The organism is Solibacillus sp. FSL H8-0523 (genome assembly GCF_038051985.1).
In the GTDB taxonomy this organism is placed as follows: Bacteria; Bacillota; Bacilli; order Bacillales_A; family Planococcaceae; genus Solibacillus.
In genome coordinates this window covers 3,419,952-3,444,323 of sequence record NZ_CP150291.1, presented here as the reverse complement: position 1 = coordinate 3,444,323, position 24,372 = coordinate 3,419,952, and the positions used below count along the sequence as shown (strand labels likewise).

23 protein-coding genes and 1 other RNA gene are annotated in these 24,372 nt (G+C 40.6%); 21 read left to right on the top strand and 3 right to left on the bottom strand.

All coding sequences use genetic code 11. The features are described 5' to 3' along the window. The first annotated feature begins 21 nt into the window (after positions 1-21). From NSQ62_RS17240 to NSQ62_RS17190, 11 genes are all read left to right on the top strand, one after another. Positions 22-618, top strand: coding sequence for a LemA family protein (locus tag NSQ62_RS17240; RefSeq protein ID WP_341323966.1), 597 nt, complete (start codon positions 22-24; stop codon positions 616-618). Positions 619-666: 48 nt separating this feature from the next. Beyond that, a complete protein-coding gene (locus tag NSQ62_RS17235) occupies positions 667-1,449 on the top strand; it encodes a TPM domain-containing protein (RefSeq protein WP_341321314.1) in 783 nt (260 codons plus the stop codon). Positions 1,450-1,581: 132 nt separating this feature from the next. After that, positions 1,582-3,621: a hypothetical protein gene (locus NSQ62_RS17230; RefSeq protein ID WP_341321313.1), complete on the top strand. Its 2,040-nt coding sequence runs from the start codon at positions 1,582-1,584 to the stop codon at positions 3,619-3,621. A 79-nt stretch (positions 3,622-3,700) separates the two neighbouring features. After that, positions 3,701-3,934: a glutaredoxin family protein gene (locus tag NSQ62_RS17225; RefSeq protein WP_341321312.1), complete on the top strand. Its 234-nt coding sequence runs from the start codon at positions 3,701-3,703 to the stop codon at positions 3,932-3,934. A gap of 166 nt (positions 3,935-4,100) precedes the next feature. Then, the gene (locus NSQ62_RS17220) at positions 4,101-5,129 is read left to right on the top strand and encodes a sugar-binding domain-containing protein (protein ID WP_341321311.1); all 1,029 of its coding nucleotides are present in this window, start codon (positions 4,101-4,103) and stop codon (positions 5,127-5,129) included. 60 nt (positions 5,130-5,189) lie between these two features. Continuing rightward, positions 5,190-6,203 (top strand): type I glyceraldehyde-3-phosphate dehydrogenase, encoded by a 1,014-nt coding sequence (gene gap / locus NSQ62_RS17215; protein ID WP_341321310.1) that lies wholly within the window; start codon positions 5,190-5,192, stop codon positions 6,201-6,203. 577 nt (positions 6,204-6,780) lie between these two features. Continuing rightward, entirely contained in the window at positions 6,781-7,965 is a 1,185-nt protein-coding gene (locus NSQ62_RS17210) for a phosphoglycerate kinase (protein ID WP_341321309.1), read from the top strand. A 348-nt stretch (positions 7,966-8,313) separates the two neighbouring features. Next, a complete protein-coding gene (gene tpiA / locus NSQ62_RS17205; protein ID WP_341321308.1) occupies positions 8,314-9,075 on the top strand; it encodes a triose-phosphate isomerase in 762 nt (253 codons plus the stop codon). After that, positions 9,068-10,612, top strand: a complete 1,545-nt coding sequence (gene gpmI / locus NSQ62_RS17200) for a 2,3-bisphosphoglycerate-independent phosphoglycerate mutase (protein WP_341321307.1) — start codon at positions 9,068-9,070, stop codon at positions 10,610-10,612. Before tpiA ends, gpmI begins: the two co-directional genes overlap by 8 nt. Positions 10,613-10,677: 65 nt before the next feature. Next, positions 10,678-11,973, top strand: coding sequence for a phosphopyruvate hydratase (eno, locus tag NSQ62_RS17195; protein WP_341321306.1), 1,296 nt, complete (start codon positions 10,678-10,680; stop codon positions 11,971-11,973). 341 nt (positions 11,974-12,314) lie between these two features. Further along, entirely contained in the window at positions 12,315-12,899 is a 585-nt protein-coding gene (locus tag NSQ62_RS17190) for a TetR/AcrR family transcriptional regulator (RefSeq protein ID WP_341321305.1), read from the top strand. 47 nt (positions 12,900-12,946) lie between these two features. On the opposite strand, the gene NSQ62_RS17185 is transcribed toward NSQ62_RS17190, so the two are convergent. Beyond that, complete coding sequence (locus tag NSQ62_RS17185) at positions 12,947-13,330, bottom strand: SET domain-containing protein (RefSeq protein WP_341321304.1); 384 nt, start codon at positions 13,328-13,330, stop codon at positions 12,947-12,949. 612 nt (positions 13,331-13,942) lie between these two features. Between NSQ62_RS17185 and NSQ62_RS17180 the strand changes: the two genes are divergently transcribed. From NSQ62_RS17180 to NSQ62_RS17170, 3 genes are all read left to right on the top strand, one after another. After that, positions 13,943-15,358 (top strand): DHA2 family efflux MFS transporter permease subunit, encoded by a 1,416-nt coding sequence (locus NSQ62_RS17180; protein ID WP_341321303.1) that lies wholly within the window; start codon positions 13,943-13,945, stop codon positions 15,356-15,358. A gap of 157 nt (positions 15,359-15,515) precedes the next feature. After that, positions 15,516-15,908, top strand: coding sequence for a hypothetical protein (locus NSQ62_RS17175; protein WP_341321302.1), 393 nt, complete (start codon positions 15,516-15,518; stop codon positions 15,906-15,908). Between the two features lie 110 nt (positions 15,909-16,018). Beyond that, positions 16,019-16,165, top strand: a complete 147-nt coding sequence (locus NSQ62_RS17170; RefSeq protein ID WP_341321301.1) for a hypothetical protein — start codon at positions 16,019-16,021, stop codon at positions 16,163-16,165. A gap of 171 nt (positions 16,166-16,336) precedes the next feature. On the opposite strand, the gene NSQ62_RS17165 is transcribed toward NSQ62_RS17170, so the two are convergent. Next, positions 16,337-16,948, bottom strand: a complete 612-nt coding sequence (locus tag NSQ62_RS17165; protein WP_341321300.1) for a hypothetical protein — start codon at positions 16,946-16,948, stop codon at positions 16,337-16,339. Then, positions 16,945-17,586, bottom strand: a complete 642-nt coding sequence (locus NSQ62_RS17160; protein WP_341321299.1) for a phosphate starvation-inducible protein PhoH — start codon at positions 17,584-17,586, stop codon at positions 16,945-16,947. The genes NSQ62_RS17165 and NSQ62_RS17160 overlap by 4 nt, the downstream gene beginning before the upstream one ends. Before the next feature lie 208 nt (positions 17,587-17,794). Here NSQ62_RS17160 and NSQ62_RS17155 point away from each other — a divergent pair, with 208 nt between their 5' ends. The 7 genes from NSQ62_RS17155 (at position 17,795) to ssrA (ending at position 24,267) form a co-directional block, all read left to right on the top strand. Then, positions 17,795-18,931 (top strand): ABC transporter substrate-binding protein, encoded by a 1,137-nt coding sequence (locus NSQ62_RS17155; protein WP_341321298.1) that lies wholly within the window; start codon positions 17,795-17,797, stop codon positions 18,929-18,931. A gap of 220 nt (positions 18,932-19,151) precedes the next feature. Beyond that, the gene (gene secG, locus NSQ62_RS17150) at positions 19,152-19,379 is read left to right on the top strand and encodes a preprotein translocase subunit SecG (protein ID WP_341321297.1); all 228 of its coding nucleotides are present in this window, start codon (positions 19,152-19,154) and stop codon (positions 19,377-19,379) included. Between the two features lie 163 nt (positions 19,380-19,542). Beyond that, complete coding sequence (locus NSQ62_RS17145) at positions 19,543-20,289, top strand: alpha/beta fold hydrolase (protein ID WP_341321296.1); 747 nt, start codon at positions 19,543-19,545, stop codon at positions 20,287-20,289. A 40-nt stretch (positions 20,290-20,329) separates the two neighbouring features. Then, entirely contained in the window at positions 20,330-22,744 is a 2,415-nt protein-coding gene (rnr, locus tag NSQ62_RS17140; protein ID WP_341321295.1) for a ribonuclease R, read from the top strand. A 61-nt stretch (positions 22,745-22,805) separates the two neighbouring features. Further along, complete coding sequence (gene smpB / locus NSQ62_RS17135; RefSeq protein WP_341323965.1) at positions 22,806-23,270, top strand: SsrA-binding protein SmpB; 465 nt, start codon at positions 22,806-22,808, stop codon at positions 23,268-23,270. Between the two features lie 139 nt (positions 23,271-23,409). Further along, on the top strand, positions 23,410-23,751 hold the full coding sequence (locus NSQ62_RS17130) for an AraC family transcriptional regulator (protein WP_341321294.1): 342 nt from the start codon (positions 23,410-23,412) through the stop codon (positions 23,749-23,751). A gap of 159 nt (positions 23,752-23,910) precedes the next feature. Continuing rightward, positions 23,911-24,267, top strand: a transfer-messenger RNA (tmRNA) gene (gene ssrA / locus NSQ62_RS17125). The last annotated feature ends 105 nt before the right edge of the window (positions 24,268-24,372 follow it).

Here is a 24,372-nt window from a genome sequence, read left to right as displayed (position 1 = left end):
TAAAAAGAGAGGGTGTTTTTGATGCAAGTAAAAAATCAAAAAGGTAGTGCGCTATTAATTGCGCTAATTGCCATAGTAGCTGTGGTCGTGATTGCGGCTGTTTTGATTGTGCCAAAATACAATAGTTTAGTGACAGGTGAAGAAAAAGTCGACGGAGCATGGGCGCAAGTTGAAAACCAATTACAACGCAGGTTCGATTTGATTCCAAATTTAGTGAATACCGTAAAAGGGTATGCTAATCATGAGGAAGAAGTATTTACGCAAATTGCGAATGCGCGTACCGAGTATGGGAATGCGAGTACGGTAGAGGATGCTGCTACTGCAAATGATGATTTATCATCTGCATTATCGCGTCTATTAGTTATTGTAGAAAATTATCCGGAATTAAAAGCAGATGTGCAATTTACACGTTTAATGGATGAATTAGCTGGGACAGAAAACCGTTTAGCGGTGGCGCGTAAAGATTATAATGAGACGGTACAAACATTCAACGGTGATGTACGCCGCTTCCCAGGCAATTTAATTGCGGGCATGTTTGGCTTTGAGAAAAAGGATTACTTCGAAATTAAAGATGGAGTAGAAGAATCGCCAACCGTTGATTTTGGAGGTAGTGACTAATTGCAGAGGTTGCAGTGAAAACCGTAACTGCTAGAGGGGGAGTGGCATGTGAAAAAACTATGGCTCGTGGCATTGTTGTGCGTATTGATGCCGCTTCAAGCATTGGCGGCAATTCCACAAAAGCCAGCCTATAATTCGTATGTATATGATTATCAAAATGTCGTTAATGATGATATGGAACAAAACCTTATTCAAGCAGCAAAAGCACTTGAAGGCTCGACTGGTAATGTTGTTGTCATGATGACGATTGATACCATTGGTGGTTTGGCACCATATGAGTTTGGTGTGGAAACGATGCGCGCGTGGGGCATTGGTGATGAACAACTAGACAACGGGATGCTCATTTTTGCAACGACGGATCAAGGTCCAGGGGAAAATGATGTGTGGATTGCAGTTGGAGATGGCCTTGAAGGGGATTATCCAGACGGACGAATCGGGCAAATGATTGATGCCTATATGATGCCGCATTTAGCGAATGGTGATTATACGAATGCCTTTGCGAATATTTTTTCGCAAGTTTATGACGAAATGGGCGGCGAGGCAAGTGGCGCGGATTTAGTTCAGCCTGTTTCAACTGATGGCGGTGAAGGGATTTCGCTTGGCTTTCTGATTTTCATTGTTATTGTGTATTTAATTCTCACGAAATTTGGTGGTGGCGGTGGCCCAGGTGGACGCCGACGCACAGCAAGACGCGCATATCGTACAGGCGGCTATCCAGGTAGTTTTGGTGGTGGCTTTGGCGGTGGTTTCGGAGGAGGCGGTTCATCAGGTGGCTTCGGCGGCTTTGGTGGCGGTGGCTCATCTGGAGGCGGCGCGGGACGGAAGTTTTAACATAAATAAATTTAGAATCTTGTAATTTTGAAGAAATTTGAAATTATGAGGTTTTTTGTTTTTTAACCTAATTTTAACCTTTGATATGTAAATTTATTATGATATTTGAATGTTTCTAAAAGGAGTGGTGGTATGGATAAAATAAAAAAAACTATTACCTATTTTTTGATTGTTTGTATAACGCTATGGCCCCTGGATTTGCAAGCATCTAATGTAGCTTTAGCTGAAGACCTAGCGTTAGTATGCGGAGAAGGAACGATACTGAATGAGGCAGGAGCACACTGCGAAGACGTACCAAAAGAAGACCCGCCATTAGTATGTGGAGAAGGAACGGTACTGAATGAGGCAGGAACACACTGCGAAGACGTACCAAAAGAAGACCCGCCATTAGTATGTGGAGAAGGAACGGTATTGAATGAAGCAGGAACATCCTGCATAGCTCAACCACCAGTGGAGAATAATCCAGATTTAGGAGAAAGTGAAATAACGCCGCCAGTAATTAACGATGAACCAGCGAATGATACTACTGTCGATAATCCTGACTCAGGCGCTTCGTCTCTTCAATTACCTGAGGGCTTAGAAATTTCATCGCAGCAAGCTGGCGAAATTGTTATTACTATTGAAACAGATTTAACTGGAGCTATTCCCGATGAACTGTTATATCAGCTAGCAGCATTATTAAATGAATCTGAATCACAAGGACGTCAAATAATAAAGTTTTCGCTAGAAGGAAAGATTGATGGAAATATCATCGTTTCATCGGACGCAATTATTGCTTTAGCGAAATCGAATCCAAATCTGTTCATTGATTTTAGCACGGAAGTCGGTTCTAGCGGCTATTCGTTAGCGACGATTAACCAACAACTACTAACAGGCTCGCAAGGAATTCAACTAGCAGTAACAACGGTTCCTAGTCAGCAATTTACTGTAGAAAATGCCAGCAATCCAACGAGATTTGAACAACATTTAATTATGAAGGATGGCTCGAAAGTTGTAATTGACCCAATAACGATGAATTTATTCACACAAAATCGTTTGAATATCGATGGGCCATTAGGAGAAAGAACAATCGCGCGCTTTGACGAACTATTAGGAACTTGGGTGTCAATTCCGACATGGAATCAACAAAATGATAATGAATTGCAATTTACAGGAACGTATAGTGGGCTTTATGCAGTGGTACCTCCACCACCATTAATCTTAACAGATATCCCCCCAAGTGCGGTACCGCTTATAAATAGTCGAATTATAAGAGGTAATCCACAAGGTTCGCTTGATTCAGATGGAGATTTTACGTTCAATCAAGCGTTAACGGTGTCAATACGCTCTTTAGGACTTGAGGCAGGCGTTGTTTCTGTTAGTCAAAGTAATGTAATAAATACAAACAGCCCAGCTAGCGCCTCAACACCAGCAGTTGTCCCAAATACATCTATTGCTGGTGGATCTCTTGATTTAGCTAATCGAATTGGTTTATTAAATGGGGTAACGCCATTGAGACCGAATCAGCCGATACCGCTTGTAGATACAATCCAACTGATGAATAATGGGTTGCAATTTAGTGCAAACCAATTAGGGGCTAATTTACTAGCTAACAACATTCCGTCAACGAATAATCCAGCGGTAAATCCACAAACTAATAATAGTGATGCTGCAACATCACAAAACTCTAGCGTTAATTCACGTCCACTGCCCTTGACTAATATACAAACCATGGACCTCGAATCGGCGTTAATGGCTAAACAATCGCAACGCGCAAGTTTATTAGAGGGGCCAGTGAAGAACCAATTAGATGAGGTTACAGAGCGTAATAAAAAAATTGGAGAGCTCAATTCAACGATAAGCGATATGCGAAACATATTAGGTTCGATGGGGGATAATGCACCGAATCAATTGAGTGAATTACAGGGAGATTTAAAAGGGAAATTTGATGAAGTGAAAAAGGTACTTGAGAGTTATGGAGTTGACAGTAGTAAAATTACTACTAAAAATGAATTAGAACTAGCGATTGAAAATGCGAAACGTTTAATTGATCAACAATCAAACAGTCAACAAATGGACATGCTTCGTTTGCAGTCGCTGTCAAATAAACGAAATGAAGCGTTTGACTTGATGACAAATTTCATTAAAAAAATGCAAGATAATAGAAGCTCTATTATTGGGAATATGCGTTAAAATAAGAGTAGCTTGCCAATTGGTGGGCTACTTTAACATTTTTGGTTTAAAGTCTGTTAAAAACGAGGAGGTTATAAGGTTGATCGTTAAATTTTACTCGCGCCCAAACTGCGAGCTTTGCGTTGAAGGGTTACAAACATTAAAAATCGTACAAGAGGACGTCGCGTTCACAATTGAGCAATATAATATTGAAGAAAGCGATACGCTCCATGAAAAATACATGTTGATGATTCCGGTTGTTGAAAAAGATGGAAAAGTTATTCAGTATGGCCGGCTCGATTATGTCACGTTATTAGATGCGCTAAACGAGTAATCGTTTAGCGTGATGTACATGATTTCGCATGAAACGACAAGATATGGGTTGCAAAATAATATTATTCATTTTATAATAAAGGCACAAATTATTTTTTTGTTCTCAGTGGGACTGAAAAATAATTGGTGGGGCAAAAAATGTCCAATAAGTACGAGTAGGTGATTTTTTGGACAACGTTTCATTTTTTGAAGCAGAGCGCAAACTAATGCCAGAGATCGATGTCATATTTCAAAAGCGTTTTCGGATTTTGCAGACGCTTGCGACATTTGGTCCGATTGGGCGCCGTGCATTGGCTGAGCAATTAAACATGACAGAACGCGATATCCGTAATGAAACGGCGGTACTTAGTGAGCAACAACTCATTCTTATTCAGAAAAAAGGCATGATTTGTTCGCAAAATGGGTATGAAGTATTGGGGCGGCTTTCAGAGCTCTTCCGGGAATTATCAGGAATTGTCGCAAAAGAACAGCAGCTTGCGAAACGCTTTGCAATTGCAAAGGTCATCATTGTTCCAGGTGATGCGGAACGTGACGCAACAGTGAAACAGCAACTTGGTAAAGAAGCAGCACAAGTTCTACAGCAGTTGGCACAGGCAAAAGACAAAATTGCCGTGACAGGTGGGAGCAGTGTCGCTTCATTAAAGGAATATTTAGCACCACATACGGTACTAAGTGAAACAGAATTTCTTGCAGCGCGTGGTGGTATGGGTGATGAAATGACATTTCAGGCTAATACAATCGTCGCTAAGTTTGCAAAACGCTGTGTCGCAACTTATCGCACATTATTTTTACCGGAGCATTTAAGTGAACAGGCTTATGAAGCGATGCAGCACGAGCCGATTATTCAAGAGATGATTGCACAATACGAACAAGTAAGTATTGTCGTTCACGGCATTGGCGCGGCATATGAGATGGCGAAGCGTCGTAATAGCTCGCAGCTTGAGCAACAAACGCTTGATGACTTGGGCGCGGTCGGTGAAGCATTCGGTTATTACTTCAACGAAGAAGGCGACATCGTACATCATATTCGCACAATTGGCATTCAACTTGAACAGGTAAACAAAGCACGCCACGTGTTGGCGATTGCAGCAGGGGCTAATAAAGCGACAGCGATTCAAGCGTATTTTAAAAACGCAGCTGCGCAAACAATTTTAATTACCGATGAACAAACCGCAAACGAAATGCTTGCGAAATAAAATGGTTTTGAAAGTATGGTCACATACTGTTAAATAAATAATTTATTGGAGGAATTACACATGGTATTACAATTAGCAATCAATGGATTTGGACGAATCGGACGTTTAGTGTTCCGTGAAGCGATGAAGCATGAGGAATTTGAAGTAGTTGCAGTAAATGACTTAACAGACGCTGGCCAGTTAGCGCATCTTTTAAAGTATGACTCAGTACATGGTGTATACGATGCGGACGTACAAGCAGAAGATAACGCATTTATTGTAAACGGCAAACGTATTCAAGTGTTTTCAGAAAAAGATCCAGCCAACTTACCATGGGGTGAGCTAGGTGTTGATGTTGTATTAGAATGTACAGGTAAATGGCGTTCAATGGAAGAAGTGTCACGCCACATCCAAGCAGGTGCGAAAAAAGCGATTCTTTCTGCTCCAGCAAAAGGTGAGATGCCAACGTACGTAATGGGTGTTAACCACACAGATTATAAGCCATCAGAAGACGTAATCTCAAACGCTTCTTGTACAACGAACTGTTTAGCACCACTAGCAAAAGTGTTAGATGAACAATTCGGCATTAAGCGCGGGATGATGACAACAATTCACTCATACACAAATGACCAGCGTATCCTTGATTTCCCGCACTCTGACCCACGTCGTGCACGTGCAGGCGCGGTATCAATGATTCCAACAACAACAGGTGCAGCACTCGCTGTATCAAAAGTATTACCACAATTAAAAGGAAAGTTAGACGGCTTCTCAATGCGTGTACCAACACCTAACGTATCATGCGTAGACTTAGTTGCAGAGTTAAATACAGACGTAACGTTAGAAAGCTTAAATGGTGCGTTAAAAGCAGCGGCTGAGGGCGAGTTAAAAGGTATTTTAGCGTATAACGAATTACCACTAGTATCAATCGATTACAATGGTAACCCAGCTTCTTCTACAATCGATGGTTTATCAACGATGGTAATGGAAGGTCGTATGGTGAAGGTTGTCTCTTGGTATGACAACGAAATCGGCTACTCTACACGTTTAATGGACTTAGCGTTATACATCGCTGGTCAAGGGTTAGAAGGAGCGTAAAAATCAGCTAGGTTAAAGCGTCAGCTCCTCGGACTTTTCGGTCACGTCGTCGAAAGTGGTGAACGCTTACTTTTTAGTCGGGCCCAGAAGCCGACTGAGGCTCACATGATGTGAGTCATGTCTGTCATGCCACATGGACGTGGCGTTTTGACAGACGCGGAGCTAAACGGGCGCTTTAACCTTTTGAATGAATGTGACATACTTTTTGAAAATTAAAGAAAAAGTGTGACATAATACTAGTTATTGGTCATAAAAAGTATAGCCTTTAATTACGGGACGTTTTATAATATATAAGGGTAAAGAGCGGAAGGGAATTGCCTAACCGCTCTTTTTTGGATATGAAAATATAAAATTTTAGCGTTATTCGAACCCTCTTGCAAAAGTGGTAGAGCGTTTACTTTTGCGTCGGGCTCTCCAATGTCTGTCGGGGCTTAAAGGGCGCGAATGCGCTTTTCTTATGGATATAGGGGCAACACAAGACAGCCCTCATAAATTTTGATACTATTTAACTTGAACGTACAACTATTATTCAACACATAACAATTACTTAAATTCAAATTGAAGGAGGATTTTCTTTATGTTTTTAAAGAAGTCAATGAACGATGTAGAAGTAACAGGTAAACGCGTATTTGTACGTGTGGATTTCAATGTGCCGATGGAAGCGGGCAAAATTACTGACGAAACACGTATTCGTGCAGCAATCCCAACAATCGAGCAATTAGTTCAAGCAGGTGCAAAAGTGATCTTAGCTTCACATCTTGGTCGTCCAAAAGGCGAAGTAAACGAAGATATGCGTTTAACAGCTGTTGGTGAGCGCTTAGCCAAATTAATGAACAAACCGGTTACAAAGCTAGATGAGTCAATTGGCGAAGCGGTTCTAGAAGCGGTAAACAACATGCAAGACGGCGACATCGTGCTTCTTGAAAACGTACGCTTCCATAAAGGCGAAGAGAAAAACGACGAAGCTTTAGCGCAAGAATTCGCAAAATTCGCAGACCTTTATGTAAACGATGCATTTGGCGCGGCGCACCGTGCACACGCTTCAACAGAAGGTATCGCGAAATTTGTTCCGGCGGTTTCAGGCTTACTAATGGAAAAAGAATTAGATGTACTTGGTAAAGCGCTATCAAATCCAGAGCGTCCATTTACTGCTATTATTGGTGGGGCAAAAGTTAAAGATAAAATCGGCGTAATTGACAACTTATTAGATAAAGTTGATCACTTAATTATCGGTGGTGGCTTAGTATTTACATTTGTAAAAGCAATGGGCCATGACATCGGAAAGTCTTTACTTGAAGAAGACAAAATTGAGTTAGCGAAAAGCTTCATTGAAAAGGCAAAAGAAAAAGGTGTGCAGTTACACATGCCAGTTGATGCAGTAGTAGCGAACGAATTTTCAAAAGATGCAGAAACACAAGTCGTAGCAATCGATGCCATTCCATCTGACTGGATGGGGCTTGATATCGGGCCAAAAACAGCAGTGAACTATGCTGACGTGATTAAGGATTCAAAATTAATCATTTGGAACGGACCAATGGGTGTATTCGAAATGGAAAAATTCGCGAACGGCACAAAAACAGTAGCAGACGCAATGGCAACAACAGCAGGCTACACAATTATCGGCGGCGGCGACTCAGCAGCGGCAGTAGAAAAATTCGAAGTAGCAGATAAAATGGACCACATCTCAACAGGCGGCGGCGCATCACTTGAATTAATGGAAGGTAAAGCATTACCGGGTATTGTGGCGTTAAACGATAAATAAGACTTATTTTAGATATTTTTATAACAAAGTAAACTTTATTTCGATTTATAGTGGAGCGAAGTAAAGGGGCGGACTCCTTGGGGATTAGCGTGCGCGGAAAATGGGTTGCTCCTGTCGCTAGCGCTATCGTAGCAAAGCTTTTTGTCAAAAGCTTTGGAGCCACGCCCCCAGAATCAGAGGAACGAATGCTAAGAGCGCCACATCGTGTGGCAACGCATTCGTGACCAACATCGTGTTGGCCTCCGGAAAGCAGTACAACGGACGTGAGTTTAAATTAAACTTGCTTCGATGTGCTCACCCCGTAGCCGTAGCAGAACGGACTTTATATTAAAAACGGAGGGATTTTCTATGCGTAAACCGATCGTAGCAGGAAACTGGAAAATGTATAAAACATTTGATGAGGCGGTTGATTTTGTTGAAGAAATTCAACAAGCGATTCCTTCTCCAGATAAAGTAGACGCGGTGATTTGTGCACCAGCCTTATACTTACCAACATTAGTCGTAGCGGCTGAGGATTCATCACTAGCAATCGGCGCACAAAACATGCACTTTGAAGACGAAGGTGCATTTACAGGCGAAATTAGCCCAGCGATGCTATCAAATATTCACGTAGATTACGTGGTATTAGGGCATTCTGAGCGCCGTGAAATGTTCAACGAAACAGACGAAGCGGTAAATAAAAAAGTACGCGCGGCCTTAAATCATGGCATCGTGCCAATTATTTGCTGCGGCGAAACATTAGAAGAGCGCGAAGCTGGTTCGACTGAAACGAAGGTTGCAGGGCAAATCACAAAAGCGTTAGAAGGCTTCGCAGCAGCAGAAGTTGAGCATATGGTAATTGCGTATGAACCAATCTGGGCAATCGGTACAGGTAAAACAGCAACAGCAGACGATGCAAATGCGGTTTGTGGTTCGATTCGTGCGGTAGTAGAAAATTTATACGGCAAATACACAGCCGACAAAATCCGTATTCAATACGGCGGTAGTGTAAAGCCTGAAAATATCGAAGAATTATTAACGAAAGAACATATTGATGGTGCATTAGTTGGAGGCGCAAGCTTAGATGTAGCATCATTTATGAAATTATTGGAGGCGGCAGCAAATGCCTAAAAAACCGGTAGCACTCATTATTTTAGATGGTTTTGCCTTTCGTGAAGAAGTAAAAGGTAATGCCGTAGCACAAGCGAATAAACCAAATTTTGACCGATACTGGAACGCATATCCGCACGCAACATTAATCGCGAGCGGTGAGGCGGTAGGTCTACCAGATGGTCAAATGGGGAACTCTGAAGTAGGACACTTAAATATTGGTGCTGGGCGCGTTGTGTATCAAAGCTTAACACGTATTCACAAGTCCATTCGTGACGGAGACTTTTTCCATAATGAGGCCTTTTTAGGGGCTGTGGAGCATGTGAAAAAGCACGGCTCGAAACTACACATTATGGGCTTACTGTCTGACGGTGGGGTACATAGCCATTATGAGCATCTGTTTGCGCTACTTAAATTAGCAAAAGCAAATGGCTTAAATGAAGTGTACGTACATGGTTTCTTAGATGGTCGTGACGTGGGTCCAAAAACGGCTTTAGGATATATTTTAGAAACAGAAAAGCAAATGACAGAAATCGGTATTGGCAAATTCGCATCGATTCACGGTCGTTATTATGCGATGGACCGTGACAAACGCTGGGAGCGCGTTCAATTAACGTACAATGCGTTAATTGAAGGTGTTGGGCAAACCTCATCAAGTGCCTCAGCAGGTGTAGAATCATCGTATGAACGTGAAGTATATGATGAATTCGTTATTCCATTTGTTCTTACAGAAGAAGGTCGTCCAGTGGCGACAATCGATACAAACGATGCAGTCATTGATTTCAACTTCCGTCCAGACCGGGCGATTCAATTATCGGCAGCTTGTACGAATGTTGATTTTTGCACAGGCTTAGCGTTATCTGAAAAGCAACCAAACAATTTAAAATTCGTGGCCTTCACACATTATAGTGACGAGGTGCCAGCGGATGTTGCGTTCCATAAAGAGAACTTAGACAACACGATTGGTGAGGTCATTTCAAACGCGGGTAAAACACAACTACGTATCGCTGAAACAGAGAAGTATCCACATGTAACGTTCTTTATGAGTGGTGGTCGTGAGGAAACATTCCCTGGTGAGGAGCGTATTTTAATCGCATCACCTAAAGTGGCAACGTATGATTTGAAACCAGAAATGAGCGCTTATGAAGTAACCGATGCGCTTGTTGCTGCAATTGCGGCGGACAAATTTGACGGGATTATTTTAAACTTTGCAAACCCAGATATGGTTGGTCATTCAGGTATGCTTGCGCCGACAATTAAAGCAATCGAGGCAGTTGATGAATGCTTAGGTCGCGTGGTAGATGCGTTACTTGCAAAAGGTGGTCAGGCGATTATTACAGCCGATCACGGGAATTCTGATGAGGTAGTCACAGTAAATGATCAGCCAATGACAGCTCACACAACAAATCCAGTACCAGTTATCGTAACAAAGCCAGGTGCGGTGTTACACAAAGATGGCATTTTAGCTGACTTAGCACCAACAATGCTAGCGCTGATGGAAATCGCGCAGCCGGCTGAAATGACAGGGAAATCGTTAATTGTACCAAACGAAAATTAGTTCGCGCGGTTGATTATATAAGCTTGTATAAAAATTTAAATTTAATTACAGAGGAGATTTTTATTATGCCATTCATTACTCAAGTATATGCTCGTGAAGTATTAGACTCTCGCGGTAACCCAACAGTAGAAGTAGAAGTATTCACAGAATCAGGTGCTTTTGGTCGTGCGATCGTGCCATCTGGTGCATCAACTGGTGAATATGAAGCCGTAGAATTACGCGATGGAGATGCAGGCCGCTACTTAGGTAAAGGTGTTGAAAAAGCGGTAGAAAACGTGAATACGCTTATCGCTGAAGAATTAGAAGGTCAATATTCTGTATTAGATCAAGTAGTAATCGACCAAGCGTTAATCGAGCTTGACGGCACGGATAACAAAGGTAAATTAGGTGCAAACGCAATCCTAGGTGTATCGATGGCAGTAGCACACGCAGCAGCAGATTACTTAGATATTCCGTTATACCAATACCTTGGTGGCTTCAACTCAAAACAATTACCAGTACCAATGATGAACATCATCAACGGTGGTGCACACGCTGATAACAACGTAGATATCCAAGAATTCATGGTTATGCCAGTGGGCGCGAAATCGTTCAAAGAAGCATTACGTATGGGTACAGAAATCTTCCATAACTTAAAAGCCGTATTAAAAGGCAAAGGCTACAATACAGCTGTAGGTGACGAAGGTGGTTTCGCACCAAACTTAGGTTCAAACGAAGAAGCGATTACAATCATTATTGAAGCAGTTGAAAAAGCTGGCTACAAAATGGGTGAAGAAATCCGCATCGCACTTGATGTGGCATCTTCTGAAATTTACAACAAAGAAACAGGCAAATACGTATTAGCTGGTGAAGGCGTTGAAAAAACGTCTGAAGAAATGGTTGCTTGGTACGAAGAGTTAACATCTAAATACCCAATCATCTCAATCGAAGACGGCTTAGACGAAAACGACTGGGCTGGTCACAAGTTATTAACGGAGCGTATCGGCGACCGCGTACAATTAGTAGGTGACGATCTATTCGTAACAAACACAGCAAAACTTTCTCAAGGGATTGAGCAAGGTGTTGGGAACTCAATTTTAGTTAAAGTAAACCAAATCGGTACATTAACTGAAACATTCGAAGCAATTGAAATGGCTCAACGCGCGGGTTACACAGCGGTTATCTCTCACCGTTCTGGAGAATCTGAAGATCACACAATCGCTGACATTGCCATCGCGACAAACGCTGGCCAAATCAAAACAGGTGCTCCTTCACGTACTGACCGCGTTGCGAAGTATAACCAATTACTACGCATCGAGGACCAATTAGGCGCAACTGCACGCTTTGCAGGTTTAAAATCTTTCTATAACTTAAACAACTAATCATAATGTTACAAAACGCTCGGGGGAATTTCTCTCGGGCATTTTTGTGTTTTTCAAACGTTAACCTTGTCAGATATTTGGATATAGCTAGATTATGAGTGAATTTCTTCATTTAATGAGTGCTTTAAGATGGTTTATGAGCGATTATGTTATGTATATGAGCAGAAATCACAAATTTAAGAGCATTTTACCAATAAAATCCAATATCTGTTCTGTTTTGTGAACGATGACAGTTATTACTTATAATTTTGCAACAACTTGTGATATGGTAACGATAATTAAATGGAACCGTATAATCTGGTGAAAGTTAGACCAGTTGTTATAGTGTGTGGGGGTATGAAATGTCTAATCAAACGAAAGATAAAATTTTAGAAACGGCAACACGTCTATTTTATTTTCAAGGGTTTCATGGTACGGGCTTAAATCAAATTATTAAAGAATCCGGTTGTCCAAAGGGTTCGCTTTATCATTACTTTCCTGAGGGGAAGGAGCAGCTTGCCGAAGAGGCGATTGTGCTGTCAAAGCGCCGTATTGGCAATGTCATTCAACATTATATGAACGAGTTTGAGGAAGCGGAAGAAGCATTAAATGCGCATATTTTAGCAATGGCTGAGCTGTTTGATTTAGATAATGGGTTAGAGGAGCATTCGTATACGATGATGCCGTTTGGGCTACTTGCTGCGGAATCGGCGTTTATGAATGAGCGTTTGCGTAAAGCTTGCGGGGATACGTATAAATACTGGGAGTCGATTTATTATACGAAGCTCATTGCAAATGGCTTTAGCGATGAATCGGCTGTAACACTAAGTAAAACCGTAAGTGCTCTAATTGAAGGGGCCGTGACGCTTTCATTATCGCAACGTTCAAATGAGCCACTGCGAATCATTAGTACGGTCATTCCAAGTTTACTAAAACAATATAAATAACGAAAAAGAGTGCTGACACTAAATCAATGTGTCAGCACTCTTTTTCCTTACTCTTCGTCTCTATCGAACCAAAGTAACTCTGGGTCGTCTACTTCGCCGTTATAGTTAATGAAAATTTCTTCACCAGCTTTAATATCTGTATGCGCAAAGAAATCGAACGTATGGTTATCAAAGTTAATTTCGTAATTTGCATTGGCATGGTAAGAATGGTTAAACAGCATACCGTAGCCAAGTAAAATCGCTGTATGGTTAATGCCATACTCAAACGCGTAATCTGCTAATAGCGTTTTTTCGATATGCTCGTGTTGATCATTTGGATAAGCAACAACGGGTGCTTGGTGAAACATTGTACCTTTTGTAATATCTGTTGAAGCGAAGACGCCTCTGTTAAACTCTCCATCGCTAATCGATGAAATTTTTACTTCAATCATGTCATGTATCCTACTTTATCAATTATTTATTCTCTTACTGTACCATGAATGGGAAAGTAGTGGAGAGATTTTGACTTCAATTCTTTTTTAGTGTCAGAGGTAAGCAGTAATTTTTCAAGGAAATTCACATGGGAAAAACCTTATTTCCCTCTATTACATGTAAATATCGTTTTTTGGGAATTAAAGGATATAAAAAAGTTGTGAAAAGTTGTTCACAATTAGCGATATTTATCGGGAGAATTACAGAAAGTAGTTGAAAAAAACGTATTTTTCATAGCAAAGCATTCAAAAACGCCTAGGAAGGTTGATTTAAACGCTTTTGTCACGAAATGTTCATATTTGAGATGTTCAAATGCAATCGTTTTCATATAGGACATCTGAAAAAGTGGCACTATTCAATCTTACTATTTTAGTTAAAAAAAGGTAAATAACCGTTCACAATTATAACGACTGGTCTAATAATTTTGCTGAAACGATTGAATTTCTATGAAAAAATTTGATATATTTTAAAGCGTGCTGTTAAAGCGTTCGTTCTATAACAGCAAAAAGCATGATAGAAAGCACTTATCATCTTTCATTAAAGATTAATATAGTACAGGAGGAAAACACAACATGGCAGCACCTTTTTTCAATGTTAAAAGCCCAAAAGGCATGGCAGCTGTTCTAATGATTGGTACATTCGTTGGTCTATTTGGTGAAACGGCGTTAAATATGGCGTTAACTAACATCATGGCAGACTATAGCGTATCAGCAGCATCAGCAGCATGGTTAACTACAGGGTATTTATTAGTATTAGCAGTATTAGTTCCATTATCATCGTATTTAGTACGTTGGTTTACAACACGACAATTAATTATCTCTGCGGTAATTTTAGCGATTATTGGGTCGTTATTAGGCGCAATAGCACCAAACTTTACGGTGTTATTAGTAGGTCGTTTCGTTCAAGCAATCGCAACGGGGATTATTTTACCGTTAATGTTTAGCGTCGTAATGTTAATTTTCCCGGTTCAAAAGCGTGGGGCAGTAATGGGAATCGTAGGGATCATCTTAACTGCGGGACCAGCTTTAGGGCCATCAATCGCAGGTTTAATTGTATCAGCACTTAGCTGGCACTATATTTTCTGGATTATGGTTGTTGTTTACATCCTTGTTCTATTCTTAGCATTTGCAAAAGTTGATAACGTATCAAACGTAACACGTCCTAAAATTGATGTACTATCATTAATCTCTTCTACATTTGGTTTTGGTGGCGTTGTATTCGCTCTTGCGACATTAGCAGAAGAATCAATTTCAGAGCCAATCGTTTATGGACCACTTGCAGTAGGTTTGGTACTATTAGTAATCTTCGGTATTCGTCAAACAAAAATGGATGAGCCAATGATTGATTTAACAGTATTCAAATCACCAATGTTCTCTTTAGGTGTTGCATTAATGGTAGCATCAATGTTCATGATTCTTTCAGTAGCAATCTTAGTACCGATGTTCTTAAAAACAGTATTAGGCTTCGCAGCATTAACTGCAGGTTTATGTATGTTACCAGGTAATGTATTAAACATCATTATGTCTCCAATTGTTGGGGTGAACTTCGATAAAGTGGGTGCGAAAATTTTCACACGTATCGGTTTCACAATGATTTTAATTTCAATGATCGTTTTCTTAACAACAATTTCTGCAACAACAGCGACATGGATCATTATCGTTAACCTATGCGTATTCTTCGTAGGGGTATCGATGACAATTATGCCAGCACAAACAAATGCAATGAACTCATTAGCACCACAAAAATTTGCTGATGGTTCTGCAGCATTAAACACATTAACACAAATCGCGGGTGCTTCTGGTACAGCGATCGCAATTACAATGTTCACAATCGGTCAACAAAATTACATCGAAAAATTCAACAATGCATTACCAGCAGAATTTTTAGCACATGGTGTACACACAGCGTTCATCGTTGTAACAGTAATCGCAGTAATCGGCTTAGTTGGTTCATTCTTCGTGAAGAACAGTAAGCCAGTAGGTCATTAATCAAATTTACATTCAATTGCTCAAGTTGAATTTTATAAATCGTTTACACGACAGCATCGGTTTGATTTCCGGTGCTGTTTTTTTCTATAGGTTATAGATGTTGATTGTAAAAATATAGGTTATCTATTTATAATGGTTAGAAAAGGGTGGGGATATTATGTTATCTGGAAATGAACGAAAAAAAACAACTAAGGCGGAGCGCAAAAAACAAAAACGTAACAATATAATAATGAAAAAAACATTGCTTCCTTCTCCAAAAAATATTCAATTTCGTATCGATGAAAGTGCTGAAATCGTCCTGTTCACTGGAGACATTGAAAATAAAGGGCTGACTCAGTTTCTGCGATTTAAACTGAGTGGACAGCAGGACTTTGCAACGTACGGCTACCCGGCAAAAATTCCAGCAGGCCAAACGTCATTTCATTTTGAAATCCCGTTAGTCGCCTTACTTGATGAAGATGAGGTAACCATTCAAGTATTTAATGAGCGGGGCCAGATATCGCATCCGTTCGTCTGCCGTTTTGTAAAGTTTGAACAAGGGGCGGTGTGAACAATTTATCGAAATACCACCGATAAGTCGCGTAAAAAAATATAAAGGAGCAGTAAATGTTTTTCGAAGGCTATTTTCGGAAATAGTTCTTAAAAAAAGGAGGCGCTGTGATGAAGATTAGAAAGTACCTAATGTTACTGCTTACATTATTACTGTCGTTTTCGCTTGTCGCTTGTAATAACGACAATAATGATGATAATGATGGCGGCATTTTCAACAACAACAATAACGATGATGACGACGACGATGATGATTAAATAAATAAGGCAGCGTAGTGAAATAATGCTACGCTGCTTTTGTTTTTATTAAGGAAATTTTAAATTATCGCATTGTGGGAAACTTGCATAAAATTTTATCTACGTCTAGGCTAAAGCGCCAGCCCTTCCAATGCCTGTCGGGGCTGAAAGGGCGCTTTTGTTCTTTAATATTTAAATTTCTCCAAATGCTAGCCAAGGTAAGAAGCCGTCTAAAAACTTCTCTGTTGCTGGCATGAAGTATGAGCCGAAGTGGAAGTCTGGGTCAAGTGTTGTAACGATCCAGGTTCCGTTTGAGCTTACTTTATCGACGTATAGTAATGAGCCACCATCCTTCATATCGATTAATGACTGCATCCCTTCTTGTAAGTGGAATACACCGTGCTGATGCCATGTACAAGCATCTTCATTTAAGAAACCGTCACGGAATAGTGGATAATTTAAATCCTGCATGCGTAAGCCGCTATCAGCATTGTCCTCTAGCCACCACCAGAAGTTAGTAGGGCGCGATTCCCATTTTTGGCTTGGAATCCAACTCCAAGGCTGAGGACCGAATGCGACAACAACACCGCCATTGTCTGCAAAGCGACGAATCGAAGGAGCTGCAGCAAGTAAGTATTTGTTATGAAGCTGAGAAGGTACGATTAATACGTCCATTCCGTCTAAATCTTGCTCATTAAAATCAGGTAAATAGATGATTTTATTTAAGTATTGATTGAATTTTGGTGTATTGAAAGTTACGTAGTGCGGTGCGTGTCCACTATATAATGTTGCAATTTTTCTCATGCTTGTACTCCTTGTAATCGTGTTAATTCTTCATCTAAAAATGCTAAAAATTGTGGTGCGATTAATTGCGTTGAGTTTTGGCCTGTTGCGTACGTGAAGAAATCGCGGCAAGCGCCAGCAATAACTGTACCTTTTGTTGAATCACGGTCGATGAAAACGATTGGTGTGCCATCTGTGAATTGTAAAACGATTTCTGCGTTTTTATTTACTACAGGGTGTGAGCCACGTGCATAGAAGCCTGAAACGCCTTTACGATATGTTAACTCCTGCATATCCACACCTCTGTAGAATGTGTTGTTATGTGCTGCTTCCATCACATAATCTGAGTGCTTGCGAATTTCCTTTGGCATGAATAGACCGACCCCAGGAATCCATGGGCGGAACATATGCGTATTTACGACAACAATTTTGCCATCATTTAAGAAGCTTTCAATTACTTCTTTATGTTTATAAAGATGCTCTTGGTCAATGAAATCTGTCACAACTAATACGTTGAAATCAGTTAGGTCTGCTGTTTGGATTTCGTATTGATCGATAAATGTTACATGGTCCATTGGCTCGTTCGATACGTTCATCGCACGGCCCTCTAAGCTAAACGCGTGTCCGCCGTCTAACTTAACAATTTTGTATTTAGACATAAAAATGCTCCTTCAAACAAGAAAATTATTTTAAATGATACTGATTCTCATTTAATTCCCAAAAGCTTATTGACGATGAAAATCATTATCAATTATACTCAATATCATAATGAATTCAAATCATTTTTTATGTATTTTTGATTTGTGGTCGATTTTTAGAAAAATCAACTAATTCAAATGACTTATAAATGTTTAAGGAGAGAGAGCAATGTTTAGACGTAAAGCAATGTTAACAACACTTGCATTAGCAGCGATGGCGCTAGCGGCATGTTCAGATAAAGAAGGAACAACACCAGCAATTGAAACAGGTGGAGAGATTCAAACAACCGTAGAGGAAAAAATCATCATCGACCAAGCGGGCACAGAAGTAACGATTCCGGGTGAAGTAAATTCAATCGTTTCAGGTGGTATTTTACCGTATTTCCACACGTGGTATGTGGCAACAAACTCAGCAAAAGAAATCGTTGGGATGCACCCGAACTCTTATAATGCGGCAGAAAATTCAATTTTAGCGAAAATGGCACCAGAGATTTTAAATGCGGATACTTCATTTGTTAAAAATGGCGAAATGAACGTAGAGGAATTACTGAACATTAAACCAGACGTGTATTTTGAGCTCTCAACAGATGAAAAATCAATTGAAGCAACGCGTAAAGCAGGCATTAACACCGTGGCAATTAAAGCAATTGATGCAGCTGCTGCAGAGCCACTTGCGACATTTAACAGCTGGTTACAATTAACAGGTGAAATCGCAAACACAACAGACCGTGCAGATAAATTTATTGAAGTAGGTACTGCTGTTCAAGAGGAAATTTACGAGAAAATAGGCGACTTAACGAAAGAACAAAAGCCAAATGCGTTAATGATGTACCAATTATCAGAGCAGGCCATCACAGTTGGTGGTAAAAACTTCTTCGGTAATCAGTGGTTAAACGCGACAGGCGCAAATGATGTAGCAGAAGATGAGGTAACAGGTCGTAAAGATATCAACATGGAACAAATTTACGAATGGAATCCAGACATTATTTATTTAACAAACTTCACACCAATCCAACCAGAAGATCTTTATAACAATACAATTCCTGGCCAAGACTGGAGCAGTGTTGACGCAGTTAAAAATAAACAAGTATATAAGATTCCTTTAGGGATTTATCGTTGGTTCCCACCAAGTGGTGACGCGCCATTAATGTTGAAATGGTTAGCGAACAAAAACCAGCCAGAGTTATTCAACTATGACATGAACGCTGAAATTAAGAGCTACTATAAAGATTTTTATGATTTTAATGTAACGGATGAAGAAGTAGAGCAAATTTTACACCCATCGTCAGACGCCGCTAAATATTAAACGTATATAATTAAGCCTGACAAACGCCTCGCATTACTAAAAAGTGTGAGGTTTTTTTATATAGTGGGAAAGCTAAAATGTAGATATGCTTTAAGCTGTATAAATTCTTTTTAATAATGTAAGAAAATTTGGTGTTCTTTGCCAAACAAAGATTGTAAAAGTGAGCGGATTTTGCTATACTATTGTGTATTGTGACGTCCATGTCTAGGAGGTGGAGCAAATGCATACGTTATTTACTGTATTACTTCTTATTGTAGCTTTAGCCTTAATCGTAGTAGTATTATTACAATCAGGTAAGAGCGCAGGTTTATCAGGTGCCATCTCTGGTGGAGCTGAACAACTTTTCGGTAAGCAGAAGGCTCGCGGGATGGATTTAGTATTACACCGCGTAACAATCGTACTTTCTGTTTTATTCTTCGTATTAGCATTAGCTATTACAAAATTCTAATCGAATGAATTCAAACGCCTAACCGAGCTATTTAGCTTTGGGTTAGGCTTTTTCTTTTAGTCCACGAAGAAACACAGTATAATAGAAGAAATGGAAAGTTTTACGCGATTCGAGGGTGTGCTTGGATCGTATTTTTCATATACCTAAGACAGGAGCCATGAGCATGAAAACAGCTTTGTCTTCACCGTTTTTCTTCCAAGCAGGAAAGCGAGCGGTGTTATTATTACATGGGTTTACCGGTAGCAGTGCCGATGTGCGCATGCTTGGACGCTACTTAGAGAAGCATGGTTATACATCACTTGCGCCACACTATAAGGGACATGGTGTACCGCCTGAAGAATTAATTGCTTCCCATCCAAATGAATGGTGGCAAGACGTGATTTGTGGGTATAATGAATTAAAAGCAGCTGGTTATGAAGAAATTGCTGTCGCTGGCCTTTCGCTTGGCGGTGTATTTTCATTAAAGCTTGCGCTGGAGCAGCCAGTAAAGGGTGTAGTCACAATGTGCTCGCCAATGACAATGCGCACGACAGACAAAATGTTTGAAGGCGTACTTGAATATGCAAAACAATATAAAAAACAACAACGTAAAAGTGAACAGGAAATTAACATAGAGATAGAAGCGATTGAAAAGCAGGGCATGGATTCATTACCTGCATTACAACAGCTCATTTCCGATGTAAGACAGTCCATTGATATGCTATATGCACCCATTTTCGTCATTCAAGCAACACATGATGAAGTAATCGATCCCGATTCAGCGAATATTATTTATCATTCGGTGGAATCAAATGATAAGCATATACGCTGGTTTGATGAATCAAGACATGTTATTACACTCGATAAAGAAAAAGACAAACTACACGAAGCAGTTCTCACGTTTTTAAATTCGTTAGATTGGATAGTCTAATGTTGGGATAAAATTTTTCTGTTCAAAGGAGGGAAACTATATGACACAACAAAATGATTTACAACAACGCATTTTAGCGTTTATGAAAGAAGAAGAATATAAACCAATGACCGTATCTGAAATTGAAGATGCGTTTGAATTAGAAGAGGCGGATGATTTCCGCGAATTAGTCAAAACACTCGTAAAAATGGAGGCACAAGGCTATATTGTGCGTTCTCGTTCAAATCGATACGGTTTACCAGATCGCATGAACTTACTGCGCGGTCGCTTTATTGGTAACGCAAAAGGTTTTGGTTTCGTAGCACCAGAAGAGCAAGGAACGGATGATGTGTTCATTCCATCACACGAAACGAACGGCGCATTAAATGGCGATACCGTTCTTGTGCGCATTTTAAAAGAGCAATCCGGTGATCGTCGTGAAGGTACGGTTACGAAAGTTGTTGAGCGCAGCAAGACAACATTTGTTGGGACATATCAAGCAAATCGCGGTTTTGGCTTCGTCGTAACAGACGATAAAAAATTAAATATGGATATTTTCATTGCCAAAGAGGATACTCTTGGCGCGGTAGATGGCCATAAAGTAGTGGCAGAGATCACGCATTGGCCAGATGAAACAAAATCAGCTACCGGCATGATTACAAAAATTTTAGGACATAAAAATGACCCAGGTGTGGACATTCTATCGATCCTTTATAAATACGAGATTCCACCTGAGTTCCCATCAGAAGTAGTAGAAGCAGCAACACAGGTTCCGGATGAAATTTCAGAAGAAGACTTAGTCGGTCGTCGTGATTTACGTAATGAAGTAATCGTGACAATTGACGGCGCGGACGCAAAAGACTTAGATGACGCAGTTACGGTCATTAAAAATGATGACGGTACGTACAAGCTAGGTGTACACATTGCGGACGTAAGCTATTACGTGACGCAAGGTTCGGTACTCGATAAGGAAGCATATGAGCGTGCGACGTCTGTATATTTAACAGACCGCGTAATCCCAATGATTCCACACCGTCTATCGAACGGCATTTGTTCATTAAATCCACAAGTGGACCGTTTAACATTATCGTGTGAAATGACGATTGACCAAGCCGGACAAGTCGTGAAGCATGAAATCTTCCAAAGTGTCATTAATACGACAGAACGTATGACATATACGGATGTATATAACATTTTAGAAAATGCGGACGAAAATCCGGAGTTAATAGCGCGCTATGAAAATCTAGTGCCGATGTTTAACGATATGAAGGATTTAGCGCAAATTCTACGTAACAAACGTATGAACCGTGGTGCCATTGACTTTGACTTCAAAGAATCAAAGGTACTTGTAGATGAAGACGGTTGGCCGACTGATATTATTCTTCGTGAGCGTACAGTGGCAGAGCGCCTAATCGAGGAGTTCATGCTAGCAGCGAACGAAACGGTTGCCGAGCATTTCCACTGGATGGAAGTACCGTTTATTTACCGTATTCACGAAGATCCAAAGCCTGAGAAATTACAGCGCTTCTTCGAGTTCGTAACGAATTTCGGGATTATGATTAAAGGCTCTGGTAACTCTGTGCACCCGAAAGCATTACAAGAAGTAATCAAGTCGATTGAAGGCTTACCAGAAGAGCCTGTTATTTCAACGATGCTACTGCGTTCAATGCAGCAGGCAAAATACTATGCGGAATCTTTAGGACACTTTGGTTTATCGACAGAGTTCTATACGCACTTTACGTCGCCAATCCGTCGTTACCCAGATTTAGTCGTGCACCGCTTAATTCGCACGTATTTAATTAATGAAGATACGTCTAGCGAAACGGTATTCCAGTGGGGTCAAGTGATGGACGAAATCGCTGATCATACGTCAGGTCGTGAGCGTCGCGCGGTAGAAGCCGAGCGTGATACGGATGCACTGAAAAAAGCACAATTTATGAGTGATAAAGTGGGCGAGGAATTCATCGGGATTGTTTCGTCAATTACGAACTTTGGTATGTTCATTGAGTTAGACAACACGGTTGAAGGCTTAGTGCATATTTCAAATATGACAGATGATTACTACCGCTTTGAAGATCGCCATCTAACAATGATTGGTGAGCGTACAGGCCGTCAATTCCGTATTGGCGATGAAGTGAAAATTCGTGTGGCCAATGTGACCATTGAAGAATCTTCTGTTGATTTTGAAATTGTAGATATGGTGTCTACTGCACGTCCAGCGCGTCGTCAAGTGTCGAAAGTGATCCATGCAGGTCGTCGTGAAGGTGGCCGCCGTAAAGAAGAGCGTACGGGCGAGAAACGTAACCCGAAAACGCGCGGTGAAAGTAAAAAACGCCCTGAAAAAGAAAAGCGTACAGGCACATCTGATCGTGATCCACGCGGTCGTCGTGTAGAAGGCAAATCAGACGATAAGCCAAAGTTCTACGAAAAAGTCGCCAAAGGCAAGAAGAAAAAAGGTAAGAAAAAGAATAAATAAGGCTGTTTGCTGTAGTGTCGGTGATGCTACAGCACGCTTTCTATAAATAGAGGTGTAGATGATGGCAAAAGGCACAGGTAAGGTTTTAGCGCAAAACAAAAAAGCGAGCCACGATTACTTTATTGAAGAAACAATCGAAGCAGGCATGGTGTTAACAGGTACCGAAATTAAATCGATCCGTGATGCACGTGTGCAGCTAAAAGAGTCATATGTTAGTATTCGTGACGGGGAAGCATGGATTCGCAACATGCATGTATCCACGTTTGAACAAGGTAACCGCTTCAATCATGATCCGTTACGCGAGCGTAAATTGCTGTTACATAAAAAGCAAATAAGTGAATTAATCGGCGCGGTCAAACGCGATGGCTACACAATCGTGCCGTTAAAAATTTATATTAAAGATGGCTACGCGAAGCTTTTAATCGGCCTTGCAAAAGGTAAAAAAGATTACGATAAACGTAACGACATGAAACAAAAAGAAGCAAAACGCGATATGGAGCGTGCTTTCAAAGAGCGCCAACAATAATAGTGATAAAGGTACATGGAGTCACACTCTATGTACCTTTTCTTTGTTTCACATAACCTTTTTGATTTGCCAAGGTGATTTCTATGAATTATTTGGGATTTTATTGTAAAATGAATTTCGAATAGGGGTATGACAGAAAATGGAACATAAAAACACGGAGTTAACAAAAAAAGTGCTGTTATTAATCGAAGAAAACTTACAGCATCCACATTGCCTGGCAAAGGTAGAAGACGTAATTTTAGTCAATGATTCAAACTACTATGCGCTTTTTACAGAGGAAATGGGCTTAACACCTGATGCCTATATTATAAAGCAGCGCCTAAAGCATGCGGAAAAGCTATTAGAACAAAAAGAATTAAGCTTAAAGGACATTTCTAAAGCAATTGGCTTAAATGGCTATTTTGAATTTACACAGCTGTTCAAGCACTTCAATGGCATGTCCCCAGCAAGCTACCGTAACCAAATTTTAAAGACAATTTAACTAAACATTGGCAAGGTAGAATTTCAGCGTATTTACTTGCATGAATGCTATTTTTGTCATATAATTACCTGTACTAGCCAGTGTATGCCTACTCATACGGTATACGTTAAAAGAGTTTGTTACTCTTTCCCGAAACACTCGGAGTTTTTCTTATACTTCGGGGGCGTTACGGATTCGACAGGGGTGGTTCAAGCTCTGGTCGCGCGTCGGAGGTCTCGTCTTCGTCATCAACGGAAGTTATATAATAACTGGCAAACAACAAAACTTAGCTTTCGCAGCGTAAGCTCGTAGGCGCTCGGCCTCTGCATCGCCCATGTGCAGAATCGTCGGGCTCAACTTTAGTGGGATACGATTACTGGTGCCACCTGAGTCAGTAATAAGAGCTTAGTAGGTTAGCGATCTGGACGCCTGTTTACCGGCATAAAGACTCGCGAATTGTAAATAGGTAGACTACACGCGTAGAAGCCGGCGTATTGGAGCCTTTGGACGTGGGTTCGACTCCCACCGTCTCCATAATACGATTTCATTGAATTTCAATGAGCCTCAAAACCCTTGTATATCAAGGGTTTTTTCTTTTGCCCTATGTCATATAGTTTCATTTAATATCAATCGAACGTAGTC